Origin of the sequence: uncultured Merdimonas sp., from assembly GCF_963929015.1 — a bacterium.
Classification (GTDB): domain Bacteria; phylum Bacillota; class Clostridia; order Lachnospirales; family Lachnospiraceae; genus Merdimonas.
Window position 1 is genome coordinate 72,257 of the sequence record NZ_CAWVHE010000003.1, and the last position, 13,545, is coordinate 85,801.

At 50.6% G+C, this 13,545-nt stretch carries 13 protein-coding genes; 12 read left to right on the top strand and 1 reads right to left on the bottom strand.

Going from position 1 to position 13,545, the window contains the following annotated elements:
- Nucleotides 1–81: 81 nt before the first annotated feature.
- The 11 genes from ABGT54_RS01120 (at nt 82) to ABGT54_RS01170 (ending at nt 11,980) form a co-directional block, all read left to right on the top strand.
- Nucleotides 82–1,218, top strand: coding sequence for an ROK family transcriptional regulator (locus tag ABGT54_RS01120; protein ID WP_346662460.1), 1,137 nt, complete (start codon nt 82–84; stop codon nt 1,216–1,218).
- A gap of 104 nt (nt 1,219–1,322) precedes the next feature.
- Nucleotides 1,323–2,855: an FGGY-family carbohydrate kinase gene (locus ABGT54_RS01125; protein ID WP_346662461.1), complete on the top strand. Its 1,533-nt coding sequence runs from the start codon at nt 1,323–1,325 to the stop codon at nt 2,853–2,855.
- A 359-nt stretch (nt 2,856–3,214) separates the two neighbouring features.
- On the top strand, nt 3,215–3,889 hold the full coding sequence (locus tag ABGT54_RS01130) for a class II aldolase/adducin family protein (RefSeq protein ID WP_346662462.1): 675 nt from the start codon (nt 3,215–3,217) through the stop codon (nt 3,887–3,889).
- A gap of 27 nt (nt 3,890–3,916) precedes the next feature.
- Entirely contained in the window at nt 3,917–5,311 is a 1,395-nt protein-coding gene (rhaB, locus tag ABGT54_RS01135; RefSeq protein ID WP_346662463.1) for a rhamnulokinase, read from the top strand.
- Nucleotides 5,312–5,479: 168 nt separating this feature from the next.
- Nucleotides 5,480–6,265 carry a DeoR/GlpR family DNA-binding transcription regulator gene (locus ABGT54_RS01140; protein ID WP_346662464.1) on the top strand — a complete coding sequence of 262 codons (786 nt, stop codon included), beginning with the start codon at nt 5,480–5,482 and terminating at the stop codon, nt 6,263–6,265.
- A 34-nt stretch (nt 6,266–6,299) separates the two neighbouring features.
- Complete coding sequence (locus ABGT54_RS01145; RefSeq protein ID WP_346662465.1) at nt 6,300–7,151, top strand: class II fructose-bisphosphate aldolase; 852 nt, start codon at nt 6,300–6,302, stop codon at nt 7,149–7,151.
- 68 nt (nt 7,152–7,219) lie between these two features.
- On the top strand, nt 7,220–8,737 hold the full coding sequence (xylB, locus tag ABGT54_RS01150) for a xylulokinase (protein WP_346662466.1): 1,518 nt from the start codon (nt 7,220–7,222) through the stop codon (nt 8,735–8,737).
- Between the two features lie 3 nt (nt 8,738–8,740).
- Nucleotides 8,741–9,790, top strand: a complete 1,050-nt coding sequence (locus ABGT54_RS01155) for a galactitol-1-phosphate 5-dehydrogenase (protein WP_346662467.1) — start codon at nt 8,741–8,743, stop codon at nt 9,788–9,790.
- 9 nt (nt 9,791–9,799) lie between these two features.
- Complete coding sequence (gene pfkB / locus ABGT54_RS01160) at nt 9,800–10,732, top strand: 1-phosphofructokinase (protein WP_346662468.1); 933 nt, start codon at nt 9,800–9,802, stop codon at nt 10,730–10,732.
- Between the two features lie 76 nt (nt 10,733–10,808).
- Nucleotides 10,809–11,606, top strand: coding sequence for an N-acetylmuramoyl-L-alanine amidase (locus ABGT54_RS01165; protein WP_346662469.1), 798 nt, complete (start codon nt 10,809–10,811; stop codon nt 11,604–11,606).
- A 128-nt stretch (nt 11,607–11,734) separates the two neighbouring features.
- Entirely contained in the window at nt 11,735–11,980 is a 246-nt protein-coding gene (locus ABGT54_RS01170; protein WP_204909463.1) for a hypothetical protein, read from the top strand.
- Here ABGT54_RS01170 and deoC read toward each other — a convergent pair.
- On the bottom strand, nt 11,957–12,613 hold the full coding sequence (gene deoC / locus ABGT54_RS01175; protein WP_346662470.1) for a deoxyribose-phosphate aldolase: 657 nt from the start codon (nt 12,611–12,613) through the stop codon (nt 11,957–11,959). The two genes, ABGT54_RS01170 and deoC, sit on opposite strands and share 24 nt — an antisense overlap.
- A gap of 127 nt (nt 12,614–12,740) precedes the next feature.
- Here deoC and ABGT54_RS01180 point away from each other — a divergent pair, with 127 nt between their 5' ends.
- A complete protein-coding gene (locus ABGT54_RS01180) occupies nt 12,741–13,505 on the top strand; it encodes a radical SAM protein (RefSeq protein ID WP_204909465.1) in 765 nt (254 codons plus the stop codon).
- The last annotated feature ends 40 nt before the right edge of the window (nt 13,506–13,545 follow it).

The window sequence follows — 13,545 nt, forward strand, 5'->3', positions numbered from 1 at the left end:
GGAAAACCGATGGATTGACAGAAGCGAAAGACTAGAGAATGGGGAAAGCCATGGTCCGGGGACTATGGCGAAAGCAGAGGTATGGATATTGAAAGAATAAGTTCCAATGAAATAAAGATCAAGAACAGGCAAAGAATTTATCAGTATATCCGGATGAACGGTCCTGTATCAAAACAAGATCTGGTAGTGGCCCTGCAGTTAAGCCTCCCCACAGTAACCCAGAACCTGGAATACCTGAAAAAGGCGGCGCTGATCGACAGCTCCAGAAAGATTACCAACACAGGTGGGCGCAATGCAACGGCATTTACCTATCTAAAAAGGGCGAAGATGGCGATTGGAATTTATATTACAGCGCATCACATGAACGGGGTGGCGGTGAATCTGTCGGGCGACGTAGAAACCATGATCAGAGAGCAGCAGGACTTTGATCTGGACGATGAAGGATATTTAAAAAAGCTGGGGCGTCTGGTGGAAAAGGTCAGAAAAGAGGCGCTTATCAAAGAGGAAGATCTTCTGGGTGTTGGAATATCAGTTCCGGGTCTTGTGTCAGATGACGGTGAGATGGTAATCTACGGGCGTACTCTGAATTTTACGGGAAAAACAAAGAAAGAGATTGCGAAATACATTCCCTATCCCTGCCGGCTGGTCCATGACTCTTATGCTGCCGGATATATTGAGGCATGGAAGAATCAAAATGTAAAGAATGCTTTTTATATCAGCCTTAGCAACAGCATCGGCGGTTCCGTGATCATTGATCATGAAATCTATCAGGGGGACACGCAGAAAGGTGGCGAGATCGGTCATATGACCGTTGTGCCGAAAGACGGCGAGAGATGTTACTGTGGGAAAAGGGGATGTTTTGATACTGTGTGCAGAGCGGGAAATCTGGACCAGTACACGAACGGTAATCTGGAAGCTTTTTTTGAGAAGCTGGCGCAAAAAGATCCCAAAGCGATGGAGCTCTGGGAGACTTATCTGGATTACCTGGCGCTTGCTGTTCATAATATCCGGGTTCTTTTTGACGGGAAAGTAATCCTGGGAGGATATGTGGGAGCATATATTGGAGAGTATCTGGAAGAGCTTTGCCGCAGAGTAGATGAGTACGATTCCTTTGGAGAGCAGGCAAAGGATTATGTACTTGCCTGTCACTATACAAAAGAGGCTTCGGCGGCAGGCGCAGCTGTCTTTTACATTGATGAGTTCCTGGAAGGGATTTAGGAAGTCTTAAATCCGGCAATATCCGATTGACAAGATCAGGTATAGGGTTTATTATTTAAACAGGTTTTATAAAACGTGTTTAAATAATAAAAAGGAGGAAGCTTATGAACTATTTACTTGGCACGGATATTGGAACGTCAGGAACCAAGACAATCCTGATGGATACGAGCGGAAAACTGATTGCCCAGGACCTTCAGGAATATGATGTACTGACTCCTGCGCCTTTGTGGGCGGAGCAGTGGCCGGATGTGTGGTATGAAGCCACAAAAGATTCTATCCGAAATACGGTGGAGAAGGCAAAGAAAGAAGGCGTTGCCACAGAAGATATCAAAGGCATTGCCATCAGCGGACTCTATGGAGGAAGCGGAATCCCTCTGGATGAGCATATGAAGCCGGTTCGGCCTTGTATGATCTGGATGGACAGAAGAGCGGATGAAGAGACCAGGTGGGTGCTGGAGCATATCGGGGAGGAGAAACTGCAGGAGATCACGTTTAACGGAGCTGATCCCTACTATGGTTATACCAAGATTCTTTGGATGAAGAATCACGAGCCGGAAAACTGGGCAAAGACCAGACTGTTTTTGCCGCCCAATGATTATGTGATATACAAGCTGACCGGAGAAGTGGCGATTGATTATTCTTCGGCAGGAAACATCGGCGGAATCTTTGATATGAATACGAGAGAATGGTCCAAAGAGCTGATGGACGCAATGGGAATCCCTTTGTCGATGATGCCACAGAGAATCGTTGAATCTACGGATATTGTGGGGGGCATGACCCGGGAGGCAGCAGAAGATCTGGGCCTTTGGGAAGGATTTCCTGTAATCGCAGGCGGCATTGACTGCGGCGCGGCCAATATCGGACTTGGTGTGTTTGACTCCGGGGTTTATGCGGCGGCTATCGGCACTTCCATGTGCGCGGCGCTTATTTCAGATCAGCCGGTAAAAGGGAAGGGACTGATCGTCTGGCCTTATCTTTATGATGCGAAGAGACTTTCTTATTATTTTGCAGGAGGCAATACGGCGGGAGCCATTGTGAAATGGTTCCGCAATACGTTGTGCCAGTGGGAAGTAGAACAGCAGAAAAATGGCGGACCGTCCATGTATGATGTTATGAATGAAGCCGCGGAGAAGATCCCCGCCGGGAGTGAAGGTCTGGTGGTGCTGCCGTATTTCATGGGCGAGCGGAGCCCGGTGTGGGACTCCGATGCAAAGGGAACCATTGTAGGGCTGTCTCTGACACATAGCAAAGGTCATATTTACCGGGCGTTTCTGGAGGCGGTTGCCTATTGCCTGCGTGATGCCATGGAAGCCACCGGCGACAATCTGGGCGATTATATCCTGATTGCAGGAGGCGTGACAAAATCCAAAGTATGGCGGCAGATTTTTGCTGATGTGACCGGCTATCCGGTGGTGTGCCCCATTTACGACGTAGAAGCAAATATGGGAGATGTGATGCTGGCGGGCATCGGCACCGGCCTGCTGACTTATGAAGAAGTGAAGAAGTGGCAGGTACTGGATGAGAAAATTATGCCGGATGAAGAAAACCATAAGAAGTATAACGAATATTTCAAATTATACAAAAATATTTACAATCATCTGAAAGATGATATGAAAGAACTGACCAGGATCCGGTAAGACAAGACTCCGGCTGAGGCGGAAACGCTTCAGCCGGAGCTTTTTAATTGGGGACGTAGTCGTTTTGCAAATCACCCCGTCCCTAAGTTGCAAAGTACTACGTCCCAAATTGCAAAGTACCCTGTACCCAATGATGTGGATTGTCTGGAAAACAACATAAAATTATGTGGTTTTATGGTGAATTATACATAGATTTAAAAAATGCAACATAAAACAACATGAAATTGATTGCTTTGTGAAGAGGCGTATGCTATGATGGGATTAGAAAGGTTGAAGCGGGGGAGACAGGACCCGCTGATATGACAGGATGGCAAGCTGACAAGTTGGCAAATTGAAGTTGGAAAGGAAGGAAACGGAACATGAAAACAGAACTGGAAATGAAGCAGGAAATGTGTGAGATCGGCAGACGTGTTTACAATCGGGGAATGGTGGCTGCCAATGACGGGAATTTTTCCGTAAAGCTAAATGAGCACGAATTTTTGTGTACCCCGACAGGTGTTAGTAAAGGATTTATGACGCCGGAGTTTATCTGTAAGGTGAATGAAAAGGGAGAGGTGCTGGAAGCGAACGAGGGATTCCGTCCGTCTTCAGAGGTAAAGATGCACATGCGGATCTATGAGCAGCGTCCGGACGTGAACGCGGTGGTACACGCGCACCCCATGTATGCTACTACATTTGCAATTGCGGGAAGAGCCCTGATGGAGCCCATCATGCCGGAGGCGGCGATTTTCCTGGGCGGCGTTCCGCTGGCAAGATACGCCACACCGTCCACTATGGAAGTGCCGGATTCCATTCAGGAGTATTTGCAGGATTATGACGCGGTTTTACTGGAAAATCACGGGGCTCTGACCTTTTCGGATACACTCCTGAATGCGTATTACCGTATGGAGTCTGTGGAGTTTTATGCGCGTCTGATGTATCAGGCAGAAATGCTTGGCGGACCCAAGATCATTCCGCCGGAAAAGGTGGAGGAACTTTATGAGATCCGCCGGAATATGAATCTTCCGGGGAAGCATCCGGCAATGAAAAAGTAGCAGGACGGAAAATGAGGTGAGGATCAGATGGGTAAATATTATCTGGCGGTAGATATCGGCGCTTCCAGCGGACGCCACATCCTGGCCGAATTAAAAGATGGGAAAATGGAGCTTGAAGAAGTGTATCGGTTCCAGAATGGTATGCAGGAGAAGAACGGCGCCCTGTGCTGGGATCACGAATATCTATTCCGGGAAATTAAAAACGGAATGAAAAAATGTAAAGAGCTTCACAAGATCCCAGAATCCGTTTCGGTGGATACCTGGGGAGTGGATTTTGTGCTGTTGGATGCAGATGACCGGGTGCTGGGCGATACCGTGGGATACCGGGACAGCCGGACACAGGGGATGACTGAGAAGGTAGAGACATGCATTTCCCAGGAAGAGCTTTACAAGAGAACAGGGATCCACTGGCAGCTGTATAATACGATTTATCAGCTGGAGGCTGTAAAAAACACACATCCGGAATACCTGGAACAGGCAGAAAGTATCCTGATGACGCCGGACTATTTTCATTTCCTTTTAAGTGGGCAAAAGTACATGGAATATACCATTGCTTCCACCAGTCAGCTGTTAAGCGCCGCTACCGGCGACTGGGACTGGGATTTGCTGGAACTTCTGGGATTTCCAAAAAAAATCTTTCGATCTGTATCCATGCCAGGTACAGTAGCGGGATGCCTTAGAAAAGAAGTCCAGGATGAGGTCGGATTTAACTGCAAGGTTGTGCTGCCGGCATCTCATGACACCGGATCGGCGGTGCTGGCCGTGCCGGCAAAAGGAGAAGACGTGGTGTATATCAGTTCCGGCACCTGGTCCCTGATGGGAGTAGAGCGAAAAGAGCCGGACTGCTCTCTGGAGAGTATGGAAGCAGACTTTACCAATGAGGGCGGCTATGATCACCGGTACCGGTATCTGCGTAACATTATGGGGCTGTGGATGATCCAGTCAGTAAAAAAAGAGCTGACAGAGGATCTCACCTTTGGAGAAATTTGTGAAATGGCGGCACAGGAATCGATAGAATCTATCGTAGACTGCAATGATGAAAGCTTTATGGCGCCCAAAAGCATGATAAAAGCAGTGCAGCAGTTCTGTCGCAAGACCGGGCAGCAGGTACCAGAGACCACCGGTGAAATGGCAGCGGTCATTTATAACAGCCTGGCCAGATGTTATGCAGACACGCTGGAGCATCTGGAAACGAACACTGGGCGGCATTATGATACCGTTTATGTGGTGGGCGGCGGTTCCAGGGCTGGTTACTTAAACGAACTAACCGCAAAGTATACCGGCAGACGGGTGTCCGCAGGTCCCACAGAAGCAACGGCAATCGGCAACCTGGCAGTGCAGATGTTAAGCGATGGCATGTTTGCAGATGTGGATGCAGTGAGAGATTGTATCCGGAGGTCATTTGAGATAGAAGAGTATTGACAGATATGTAACAGGGGACGTAGACCTTTGCAAAAGGTCTACGTCCCCTGTTACATATCTGACAACATAAACCAACAATTATATATTGAATTTTTGTTGGGTTCATGATAATATCAAAGAAGAAACAACATAAAATATGTGGGATTTGTTTGGAAATGGAGGTGAAATATGCTTGCTATTGAAAGGCGCAATCATATTCTGGAAAGATTGCAGAAGGATAAGCGGGTGGTGGTCAGTGAACTGAGCCGGACGTATCAGGTGTCAGAAGAAACGATCCGCCGGGATCTGGAAAAGCTGGAAAATGACGGGCTGGTGATTAAGAGTTACGGCGGGGCGGTATTGAATGAGCACAGTATTTTTGACCTGCCTTTTAATATCCGGAAAAATCAGATGGTGGCGGAGAAGCAGAGGATTGCGGATACGATTGCGGATATGGTGCGGGACGGCGAGGCGCTGATGCTGGATGCCAGTTCCACGGCGGTCTATGTGGCCAGAAGGCTGAAGAGCAAGAAAAAGCTGACGGTGATCACGAATTCCGTGGAGATCATTGTGGAGCTGTTTGATGTGCCGGAGTGGAATGTGATCTCCACTGGGGGTGTGTCGCGGGAGCGTTCGTTTGCGCTGGTGGGCCCCAATACGAACCGAATGATCAGTTCCTACCATGTGGACAAGGCGATTATATCCTGCAAGGCCGCCAATATGGCCACAGGTATGATGGATTCGGACGAGCAGGACGCCTGCAGCAAGCGGCTGATGCTTGCCGCGGCCAAGGAGCGGATCCTGGTGGCGGATAATTCCAAATTTGACAAGATGGCATTTGCCAAAGTGGCGGACTGGACGGAGCTGACAAAGGTGGTAACGGACCGGGAGCCATCCAGAGAGTGGCTCCGGGAGTTTGAGCGGCTTCGGATCGAGTGTGTTTATCCGGGGAAAGAAGACGTGAAAAGTAAATAAAAAATAAGAAAATAAAAAACAGGAGGACAAAGAAATGGCATTGGTAACTTCAAAACAGATGCTGGAGGATGCCCAGAAGGGCGGTTATGCAGTTGGTGCATTCAATGTGGAGAACATGGAGATGGTAAAGGCAGTGATCGCTGCGGCAGAGGAGATGCAGGCTCCGGTCATGCTCCAGACCACACCGTCTACGGTGAAATATGGCACGCTTGAGAGCTATTACGCTATCGTTGCCGCAGAGGCAAAGAAGGCAAGTGTTCCCGTATGTCTCCACTTGGATCACGGCAGCAGCTTTGAGCTGGCGGCACAGGCTCTGCGGGCAGGCTACACTTCTGTTATGATCGACGGATCCCACGAGGATTTCGAGGGAAATGTAGCAGTGACGAAGAAGGTAGCCGATATGGCAAATGCTATAGGCATTCCGGTAGAAGCGGAGCTTGGAAAAGTAGGCGGAAAGGAAGATGACCTGGAAGCAGAGGCGGATACCAACACCGATCCGCAGGAAGCAAAGGAATTCGTAGAGCGTACCGGCGTGACTTCTCTGGCCGTGGCGATCGGAACCGCTCACGGCTTCTACAAGACCACACCGGTCCTGGATAAAGAGAGAGTTTCGGAGATCAAGGCGGTAGTTTCCGTACCGTTGGTACTTCACGGCGCATCCGGATTAAGCGATGAAGATGTAAAAGAATGCGTGCAGAGAGGCATGTGCAAGGTAAATTTCGCGACAGAGCTCCGGGCTGCCTATACAGACGCAGGCAAAAAGCTGCTGGAAGAAAAACCGGAGACCTTTGATCCGAAGAAATTTGGCGTTGTGGGCATGGAAGCTGTCAAAGAGCTGGTAAAAGGCCGTATGAAAGTTCTGGGCTGCGAGGGAAAGGCAAAATAAAGGGCAGCCGGATAAAAGGAAGGACTGTGCAAGGGAAAAAGCAACACGACAGAAAGAGTGGTACGCTTATGAAACAATATTTATTAGGGATTGATATTGGAACCAGCGCATGCAAAACAGCTGTTTTTGACGAGAACGGTCATGTGCTGGCCACCGGAAGCGGCGATTATCCGGTTTATTATCCAAGACCCGGGTGGGCGGAACAAAATCCGGAAGAATGGTGGGCTGCTGTCTGCGACGCCATCAAAGAAATGCTGGAAACAAGCGGCATCCGTGCGGGGGAGATTGCGGGCATCGGCATCGACGGCCAGAGCTGGTCGGCCATCCCGGTGGACAGGGATGGAAATGTCCTGGCCAACACTCCGATCTGGATGGATACCCGGGCGGCGGATATCTGCGAAGAAGTAGGGGCGAGGATTGGAGAAGACAGGATTTTTCAGGTCTGCGGCAACCCATTTAAAGCTACTTATACTACGCCGAAGATTCTCTGGTATCAGAGAAATCTGCCGGAAGTTTACGGGCATACTTATAAAATACTGCAGTCTAACAGTTATATCGCCTATAAACTGACCGGGGAAATGACCCAGGAATTAAGCCAGGGGTACGGCCTGCACTGCTTTGATATGCGAAAAGGCGTGTGGGATTATGAGATGTGCAGGGAATTTGGGATCCGGGAAGACCTGCTCCCGGACATTTATCCCAGTCACGCCATTGTAGGGAGCGTGACGGAACAGGCGGCAAAAGAATGTGGCCTGCTTGCCGGTACGCCGGTGGCGGCAGGCGCTCTGGATGCAGCCTGCGGAACCCTGGGAGCCGGAGTGGTGCATCCGGGCGAGACCCAGGAGCAGGGCGGACAGGCCGGCGGCATGAGCATCTGCATCGATGAATATAAGGCGGATCCCAGACTGATCTTAAGTTATCACGCGGCCGCCGGGCAGTGGATCCTGCAGGGCGGCACCGTAGGCGGAGGCGGCGTTATGCGCTGGATGGAGCAGCAGTTTGGGGATTATGAGAGAAGCCGGAAGACAGAGCTTGGGAAGAGTTCCCTGGATCAGTTCAATGATCTGGCGGGAAATGTGCCGGCAGGAAGCGACGGCGTGGTATTTCTTCCTTATATGTCCGGCGAGCGGTCCCCAATCTGGGACCCCAACGCCAAAGGCGTATTTTACGGGCTGGACTTTAGCAAGACTAAGGGACATTTCATCCGCGCGGCCATGGAAGGCGTAGCCCTGTCCCTTCGCCACAATCTGGAAGTGGCAGAGGAAGCGGGCGCCAGAGCAGATGTATTACGAGCCATGGGAGGATCAGCAAACTCTCTTCTCTGGACGCAGATTAAGGCAGATGTGACAGGCAAAGAGATTCTTGTGCCATCATCCGATACAGCCACGACTCTGGGCGCAGTGATCCTGGCAGGAGTGGGGATCGGGATGTATAAAAGTTTTGAGGAGGCAGTGGATAAGACCGTGGAAATCAAACGGTCCCACAAGCCGGATCCGGCGAAGAAAGAAGTATATGATCGAAACTATGAGACGTATTTAAAATTATATGACCATTTGAAAGATCTTATGGCGGAAAGGAGCAGATAAGAAATGAAAGCAGCAGTTGTATGTGCAAATGAAGACGTACGCTACATGGATTATGAAGAGCCGCAGGTGGCGCCAGGCACCGTAAAGGTTAAAGTTAAAGCATCGGGCATCTGTGGATCTGATATCCCAAGAGTCCTGAATCACGGCGTACATTTTTATCCGATCGTACTGGGACATGAGTTTTCCGGCGATGTGGTAGAGGTAGGAGAAGGAGTGACCTCCATCAAAGTGGGCGACCATGTGTCCGGCGCGCCTCTGGTTCCCTGTATGAAATGTGACGACTGTCAGAAGGGAAATTTCTCTCTGTGCAAACACTACAGCTTTATCGGTTCCAGACAGCAGGGCAGCAACGCAGACTATGTCGTGATCCCGGAGCAGAATGCGGTGGTCTATGATCCCAGCATTTCCTATGAGCAGGCGGCTATGTTCGAGCCCTCCACCGTGGCCCTTCACGGCGTATACCAGAACCAGTACCAGGGCGGCGGCTATGTGGCGGTTCTCGGCGGCGGCACCATCGGTATGTTTACCATGCAGTGGACCAAAATTTTCGGCTCCAAGAAGGTTGTGGTGTTTGATATCAGCGAGGAACGTCTGGAACTGGCAAAACGGCTGGGCGCTGACGAGGTGATCAATACTACAGAAGAAAATTATATGGAAAAGGCCATGGCCATCACAGAGGGCAAAGGATATGATTATGTATTCGAAACAGCAGGACAGGTGCCCACACTGAAAATGGCATTCGAAGTGGCTGCCAACAAAGCGCATGTGTGCTGCATCGGAACACCCCATGCAGACGCGACATTTACACCGGCCCTGTGGGAGAAGATGAACCGCAAGGAATTCTATCTGACCGGTTCCTGGATGTCCTACAGCGCGCCGTTCCCGGGCAAAGAGTGGAAGCTGACGGCCCATTATTTTGCCACAGGACAGCTCAAATTCGATCCGGGATTCATTTTTAAGAAAATGCCCATGAGCCAGGCCCAGGAAGCATTTCAGATGTATAAAACACCGGGGCTTGTACAGGGCAAGATCCTGTTGATGAACGAAGAGTAGGAGGCTGTTATGATACTGACCGTAACATTAAATGCAGCGATCGATAAGCGGTACGTGGTGGAAGAGTTCCGGGAAGGAGAAGTCAACCGGGTAAAGGAATGCGCCTATGTGCCAGGAGGAAAAGGGCTGAATGTATCCAAGCCGGCGGCAGTTGCCGGGGCGGAAGTTGTGGCTACGGGATTCGTGGGCGGTCATGCGGGTAATTACATCGAAGAATCCTTAAAGGCCTATCATGTCACAGGAGATTTCTATCATCTGGAGGCGGAAAGCCGTTCCTGCATCAATATCTGGGACGAAAAAAACCAGAGGCAGACCGAATTTCTGGAACCGGGCTTTACCGTGACAGAAGAAGAATTTCAGGCTTTTGCCGAAAAATTCCGGGGTCTGGTGGAACAGGCGGACGTAGTGACCATGTCCGGCAGCGTGCCCAAAGGCCTGGATGGAACGGCATATCAGCGTCTGGTAAAGATCGTAAAAGACGCCGGTAAGCCGGTGATCCTGGACACCAGCGGGAAACTTCTGACCATGGGTATCGAGGCCTGCCCCACGATGATCAAACCCAACATTGACGAGATCCGGATGCTGACCGGTAAACGCTGCGACCACATGGAAGACATCATTGAGGCGGCAAAAGCAGTGCATGAAAAAGGCGTCGAGGTGGTTGCGGTATCTCTGGGCGCGGACGGGTCCCTTGCAGTGGGAAAAGAAGGCGTGTTCCGGGCGATTGTTCCCAAGATCCAGGCAGTCAACACCGTGGGATGCGGAGATTCCATGATCGCAGGATTTGCCCTGGGATTTGCCGAGGGAGCAGGGCTGGAAGAAACCCTTCGCAAAGCCAGCGCCATTTCCGCGGCAGCCGCACTCCGGGAAGAGACCGGTTTCTTTGTCATGGAAGATATGGAACAGCTGTACCCGCAGATCCAGATTGAAAAGATCGGATAAGTTCCTGGAAAAAGAATGCACACAATACCCCTTTTTCGCATACGTTAAGATAGAACGTAGGGAAAGGGGTATTTTTATGCCATATTCAATCATGCTGGATGCCGGACACGGCGGAAAAGATCCGGGCGCCGTATCTGCAGGCCGCCAGGAGAAGGACGATACACTCAGGCTTATGCTGATGGTGGGAGAGATCCTGCAGGACAGAGGGGTGGATGTGGAATATACCAGGACCACAGATATCTATGAGACGCCGGTGGAGAAGGCGATGGAAGCCAATGCGGCAGGAGTGGATTACTTTGTTTCCATTCACAGAAATTCTACCCCGGATGAAAAAGGACCGTCCGGAGTGGAGAGTCTGGTCTACGATCTGTCCGGGGTGAAGTATGAGATGGCCCAGGACATCAACGAACAGCTGGAAGCCGTGGGATTCGTGAACCGGGGCGTGCAGGCAAGGCCCAATCTTGCGGTGCTCCGGCGGACGAAGATGCCGGCGGTGCTGGTGGAAGTGGGATTTATCAATTCTGATACAGATAATCAGCTGTTGGATGAAAATATGCGGGATATTGCGGAAGCCATCGCTGAAGGGATCCTGGATACGCTGGAGTATGAAGGGGAACTGGGCGGAGGAACTGCCGGAACCTTGCAGGGCGGCCCTCATTACCGGGTGCAGGCGGGCGCCTACCGGAACCGGACCTATGCCCAGCGGCTGATGGAAGAACTGATGGAGTATGACATTCCGGCTTATATCGATGACTCTGGTCCGTTCTATCTGGTGCAGATCGGCGACTACCGGGATCTGGATGAAGCCGCGGCGATGGAGCAGAGGGTAAAAAGGGCCGGATACCCGGCGGTGATCGTAAAACTGCCTTCCTGACGTGCGCTGCAAAGGAAGATTTAACATAATTTTAAAGGGAATCTTTATATGGGCTTAACACTCCTGGACTATACTATCCTCAGAAAAGGAAAAAGAGGAACCTGTCTGATTCCAGGGAGGGAAAGAACATGAGAGAATTATGGGAACTGACACAAAAATTTTGCAGAAATGAAGATGTGGAAGCAGTATTTCTTGCGGTGAATATCGTCTGCTGGACGGCAGGCACACTTCTGGCAGGGCTGGCGTTCTGCCTGATCACAGGAACCGCTGTCTCGCTTTGCCTGACAAAGCTGATGTGTGCCGCCATCTATATGGGTCTGATCGTCGGCCTGGCCGGCGGGATCGTATATTTATTCCGCAGAAGAGCACAGTAGTTTTACTGCGGAACTGGTGCCGATCCGGCTGCATCCCGCCTGGATAAAGGCTTCTAAGTCTTCCCGGGTGCGGATTCCCCCTGCGGCTTTGATCTTGACCGAAGAGCCGATGTGCTCTTTGAATAATAAAATGTCTTCCATCGTGGCGCCGGCTGTGCCAAAACCGGTGGAAGTTTTTATATAGTCAGCTCCGGCTTTTGTGACGATCTCACAGAGCCGGATTTTTTCGTCTCTGGTCAGATAGCAGGTCTCCACGATCACCTTTAAGATCCGGCTGCCTGCGGTTTCTCTGAGGGCGCGGATCTCCTCGTATACTTTATCAAAATCCCGGTTTTTCACATCTCCCAGGTTGATCACCATGTCCAGTTCGTCCGCCCCGTCCCGGAGAGCGAGCCGGGCTTCGCAGACTTTGGCCTCTGCAGGATTGTAGCCAAGAGGAAAGCCGATGACGGTACAGATGGGAAGTTCCGGTCCAAAAGCTTCCCTTGCTCTTCTGACATAAGAAGGAGGAATGCAGACCGAGGCAGTGTGGTAAGAGAGGGCCTCTTTACATAGTGTTTCGATCTCGTCCCAGGTACAGACAGGTTTCAGAAGCGTGTGGTCGATATACTGCAGCATTTCCTTTGTTTCCATAAGTAACCTCCTCGCCGAATACATTATCTTTATTGTATCTCCGGATCAGAAAAAATGTCAACAGAACTTATTGACATTGAATGGTCATATGGTATAATACCATTAAAGATAGAAAATGGGGGATATCATGACTTTAAAACTATTTCAAAAAGGATTTAATTATTCCCAGGACGGCCAGGGAAACCGGCTGGTCTATCATCTCCAGGGCTGCAATATGACCTGTCCCTGGTGCGCCAATCCGGAGGGGATGCCGATGGAGGGGGCCATGATCCGGGAAGCGGGGAAGTCTCCCAGGCTTTCCTGTAAAGTATACGAGACAGAAGAGATTTTAAGGGAGGCGGTAAGCTGTGTCCCCATGTTTTTTGACGGGGGCGGCGTAACCTTTAGCGGCGGGGAAGCCACCTGCCAGTTTGAGGCCCTCAAAGAAGTGCTGACAGAGCTTCAGAAAGCCGGGATCCACACGGCTGTAGAGACCAACGGCACCCACAGGAGACTGCCGGAACTCTTCCCCTGCATCGATCAGCTGATCATGGACTGTAAGCACTGGGACGCAGAACAGCACCGGAAATACACCGGCGTCCCGTTTTCTGTGGTATATGCGAATCTAAAAGAAGCGGCTGCAAAGCATCCCAGGGTGGATATCCGGACGCCTCTTATCGGCGGCGTCAATGACAGTGAAGAGGATGTGGCACATTTCCTGGATCTTTATGAGGAACTTTCCGGCCCCAATGTGACCTTTGAGTTATTGAAGTATCACGAATACGGCAGGAAGAAATGGGAAGAGTGCGGATGGACCTATGCCATGGATGAAAAGGCACATGTAACCGTGGAGCAGATGAAGGATTTTCAGGAAAAGATCCGCGGAAGAGGACTTACTTATAAAAAGAGCTGATACAAAGGCTGACCAGAATCAGAGGAGAAAGAAAGGAGCT